3 protein-coding genes and 2 pseudogenes are annotated in these 4,291 nt (G+C 66.9%); 3 read left to right on the forward strand and 2 right to left on the reverse strand.

Annotated features, from left to right (window positions below):
- Positions 1-746 (reverse strand): annotated as a pseudogene (locus ACFWJO_RS37045) (IS30 family transposase); the annotation flags it as partial.
- A 186-nt stretch (positions 747-932) separates the two neighbouring features.
- Between ACFWJO_RS37045 and ACFWJO_RS37050 the strand changes: the two are divergent.
- The 3 genes and pseudogenes from ACFWJO_RS37050 to ACFWJO_RS37060 all read left to right on the forward strand — a co-directional run.
- Positions 933-1,550 (forward strand): annotated as a pseudogene (locus ACFWJO_RS37050) (IS21-like element ISMlu14 family transposase); the annotation flags it as partial.
- A gap of 104 nt (positions 1,551-1,654) precedes the next feature.
- On the forward strand, positions 1,655-3,028 hold the full coding sequence (locus ACFWJO_RS37055) for an ISL3 family transposase (RefSeq protein WP_386872502.1): 1,374 nt from the start codon (positions 1,655-1,657) through the stop codon (positions 3,026-3,028).
- Between the two features lie 59 nt (positions 3,029-3,087).
- Positions 3,088-3,982, forward strand: a protein-coding gene (locus tag ACFWJO_RS37060) for an IS5 family transposase (RefSeq protein WP_386872504.1) whose coding sequence is annotated in 2 segments (ribosomal slippage) — positions 3,088-3,443 and positions 3,442-3,982 — 897 coding nt in all. Because the reading frame shifts where the segments join, the coding sequence is not laid out codon by codon here.
- Here the strand turns inward: ACFWJO_RS37060 and ACFWJO_RS37065 are convergent.
- A partial coding sequence (locus ACFWJO_RS37065) for a cytochrome c oxidase assembly protein (RefSeq protein ID WP_386872506.1) occupies positions 3,979-4,291 on the reverse strand: 313 nt, incomplete at its 5' end. The two genes, ACFWJO_RS37060 and ACFWJO_RS37065, sit on opposite strands and share 4 nt — an antisense overlap.

Raw genomic sequence — 4,291 nt, forward strand, 5'->3', positions numbered from 1 at the left:
TTCACCGGCGGCTGCTCACCCCATCCCTGCAGGCTGGGAAGGTGGACCAGAAGCGTGGCCCGGCTCTTCCGCTCGGCCAGAGTCCCGATCGCTGAACGCTCGGTCCCGATAATCAGGTCCCCTTCCCAGTGCCCGGGCACAGCACGATCAGCGGCCTCAGGTGGGCGCTTGCTGAACACCACGTCCTCGGTGACGTGGCCCTGGGGCTTGTTCCGGGTACGTGCCCGCGGCTCGCGCAGAGCCCGTCCGGTGCGTAGGCACCCGACGAGTTCGCGTTTGAGTGCGCCCCGTCCCTCGACGAACAGGGACTGATAGATCGCCTCGTGAGAGATCCGCATGGACACATCATCCGGGAACTCCAGGCGCAGCCGGTGGCTGATCTGCTCAGGGCTCCACGCCGTGGATCACCGCCGGTCCGCCCGGCGCGGTTTCATCTTCCGCCCCTTGAAACCGGGCCCGACCGGTCCCGGCACGGCCACGCCATCGGGGCCCAGGACCACCCCGTTCAGGCGTGCCTGGACGTAGTCGTGCAGTCGCTGGTTCGTGGCCAGCTTCGCCGGCTTGGGCCGCCTGGCAGCTTCCTGGGCCTTCCACTGCGCCACCGTGGCCCGGTACTCCTGCTTCCCGGAACGAGTGGCGCAGTTACGGCGCAGCTCACGGCTGATCGTGCCGGGATCACGTCCCAGCGTGCGTGCGATCTGACGGACCCCCTGGCCCTGTGTAAGCGGCCATGAAAAGCTGCCCATAGGTGGCCAGGGAATGACCCGCTGACGGCCATGAGGACTGCCCAGTGATGGCCACGGGAACTGCCCGGTGCTGGCCATCTGGTTTGCCCGCGTTGCTCGTTGCCCGCCGCGTCGTGAGCCGGCGGGGGCCTCCTCCCCGGGTTGGATATCGGTGTCGAATCGAATCCAGCGAGGAAGAGGCCCTGAATGAAGGATGCCGCAGAAACCATGAAAATACTCAGTGCCTATGACCTGACCAAGTCATTGCGGGGCGCCGCCGAGCTGGCCGGTTGCTCCCATCACACCGTGGCCCGGCTGGTGCGGGCCCGCGACGCCGGCCAGACCCCTGGATCCGGAGCCAGCCGCCCGAAGGTCACCGATGTCTGGCTGCCCAAGATCGAGGAATGGGTCGAGGCCTCCACGGGCAGGATCCGCGCCGATGTCGTGCACGCCAAGCTCACCGCAATGGGCTACACCGGCTCTGAGCGCTCCACCCGGCGGGCGGTGGCCGAGGTGAAGGCCGCCTGGCGGGCCGGGAAGCGCCGGGTGCACCGGCCCTGGATCACCGAGCCGGGCGCATGGCTGCAGTACGACTTCGGCGATGGGCCGGCGATCGACGGGGCCAAGACGGTGCTGTTCGTGGCCTGGCTGGCCTGGTCCCGCTACCGGATCGTCATCGCCCTGCGTGATAGGACGGCTCCGAGTGTGTTCGCCGCCCTGGACCGGTGCTTCCGGCTGATCGGGGGCGCGCCGACCTATGTGCTGACGGATAACGAGAAGACAGTGACGGTCTCTCATGTGGCCGGGGTGCCGGTGCGTAACCGGCCATTCGCGGTTGAGCGTGGAGGTGTCGTGAGTCAAGGGGCTCGCGCCCTTGTTGGATGATGGGTTCTGCGAAGAATCACATCGTCTACCGAAGGACGCGAGCCATGTTCCAGCCTACGGGCCCACACCTGTCCCTGCCCACTGTCAGCAGCCCTGCCGAGCTCTTTCGGGATCCGGCCTCGGTGGTGTTCAACCTGGACGGTTACCAGGTTCTCGCAGCCTGTGATCTGCCGCTGGGCGGCCGGCGGGTCACCGCCGCTGCCAACAGCGTCGAGGCGGCCTGCCCTGACTGCGGGGTGGTCTCGACTCGGGTGCATCAGCGCACCCGCCAGAAGGTCAAAGACCTCGGCGTCGGCGGCAAAGACATCGAACTGGTGATCATCAAACCCCGGTTCCTCTGCAGCGAGGCCGCCTGTGCTCGGCGGACCTTCACCCAGGTCACCGACCAGCTTCCTTTCCGTGCCCGGTGCACCGCCCGGTTGAAGGAAGCCGCCGTCGAAGCAGTGCTGGATGAGGGGATGCCGATCTGGCGAACCTGCGCCCGCTACCAGCTTGGGTGGGCAACAATCAACACCGCCGTCACTGCCGATGCCCTCACCATCCCCGACCCCGACATGGTGCCGGTACGAGCACTCGGGATTGATGAGCACCGCTTCGCCCGCGCTAAGTGGTTCAAGCACCCCGAGACTGCTCAGTGGTGCCGGGTCGAACCGTGGATGTCGACCTTCGTCGACGCCGACACCGGCCACATCCTCGGCGTCGTCGATGGCCGCTCCAGCGCGAACATCACCCGCTGGCTGAAGCAACGCTCCCAGGCGTGGCTGGAGCAGCTGCAGGTGGTCGCGATCGATCCCTCCAGCGCGTTCCGCAACGCCGTACGCCAGGTGCTGCCGGCGGTGGAGATCAGCGTTGATCACTGGCACGTAGTCCGCCTCGGTAACCAGATGCTCACCGAGGTCCGCCAACGAGTCACCCGCGAAGTCCTGGGCCGGCGGGGCCGGAAAGAGGACTCGGTGTGGGCTCACCGGATGCTGCTACTCCGGGCAGGAGATCGACTCACCGACGCCGGACTCCACCGGTTAGAGCAAGTCCTCGATGATGAGGACTACGAGCAGGTCGCAGCTGCCTGGGCGGTCAAGGAGCGCCTGCGGGCCCTGCTGGCCGCCAAAGACATCCCAGCAGCCCAGAACGCCCGGATCGACTTCGAAATGGCCGTGGCCGCCGCTGACATGGCCGAGACCGATAAACTCGCCGCCACGGTGGCGAAGTGGTGGACCGAGATCAAAGTCTTCGTCCGCACCCAAGTCACCAACGCCAGGACCGAGTCGGCGAACACCGGGATCAAGCAGATCAAGCGCACCGGCCGCGGGTTCCGCAACCAGAAGAACTATCAATCACGTATCCTAGGCACCAGCGTCAGGCAGACACGCCGACGCCGCAGGATCCCCCACCAACAAGGGCTCCACGCTCAACGGTGAATAGCCCATTTAGGGCGTGTCTGAGAATAGATGCACGAGTCAGCTGAGACCCTGGGGACATGTCCCGGTTCCAGATGCTCTCCGACGCCCAATGGGAGTTGATCGCCCCGATGCTCCCGACCCGGACCGGCCGCGCCGGCAGGCCGTTCGCCGACGCCCGCACCATGGTGGAGGCGATCATCTACCGGTACCGGTGCGGAATCGCTTGGAGGGATCTGCCCGAGGTCTACGGGCCCTGGCAGACCGTGTGGACCTGGCATCGGCGCTTGGCCGAAAAAGGCACATGGGACACGGTGCTGGCCACGCTGACCGCCGCCGCTGACGCCGAAGGCCTGATCGATTGGTCGGTCTCGGTGGACTCCACGATCGCCCGCGCCCACCAGCACGCGACGAACATCACCCGCCACACAGGGGGATGGATCGAACTACAAGAATCCGCGTGAGGAACCGGCCGATCACGGCATCGGGCGCTCCCGTGGCGGGCTGAGCACGAAGATCCATCAGCTCGTCGATGGGACCGGGCTGCCGCTGGTCAGCCTGATCACCCCCGGCCAAGCCGGGGACTCCCCGATGCTGCTGCCGCTGTTGGGGCGGCTGCGCGTGGCACGGCCAGTAGGGCGGCCCCGGACCCGCCCCGAGGCGGTGCTGGGCGACAAGGCGTACTCCTCCCGGGCGATCCGCACCCACCTGCGTGCCCGCCGGATCAAAGCCGTGATCCCCGAGCCGGCGGATCAGCAGGGCCACCGCAGGCGCCGCGGCTCGGCCGGTGGCCGTCCCGTGGGCCTGGACTCGCAGGCTTACAAGGGCCGGAACGTGATCGAGCGCCAGTACGCGCACCTGAAGCAATGGCGGGGCCTGGCGACCCGGTACGACAAGTACGCGATCGTCTACCGGGCCGCCGTGGTGTTGAACGCTGTGCTCGCGTGGTCCAAACGATTGTCAGACATGCCCTAGCTCTCGTTCCGTCTTCGGGAGAGGCTGGCGAGGTACTCGTTGTAAGAGTCGAGTTCGGCGTCCTCGGCTTTCTGTCGCTGTCTCGAGGTGCGCACGTCGCGGGCTCGCCAGCGGGACAGGCAGACGATGAGCACTACGAACATCGGCAGCTCCGCGTAGGTCCATACCAGCGTGCCGGCGATCGCCTGGTCGATGACGGGGTCATGGCTGCCTGTGGGGGTGGCGTATGCGCTGAACAGCGGTGTGGCGGTACGGAGCAGGATCAGGCCGAAAATGGCGTGGATCTGGATCTCGACGGCGATATCGACG

The sequence above is a fragment of the Streptomyces sp. NPDC127092 genome, from assembly GCF_042722475.1.
Lineage (GTDB): Bacteria > Actinomycetota > Actinomycetes > Streptomycetales > Streptomycetaceae > Streptomyces.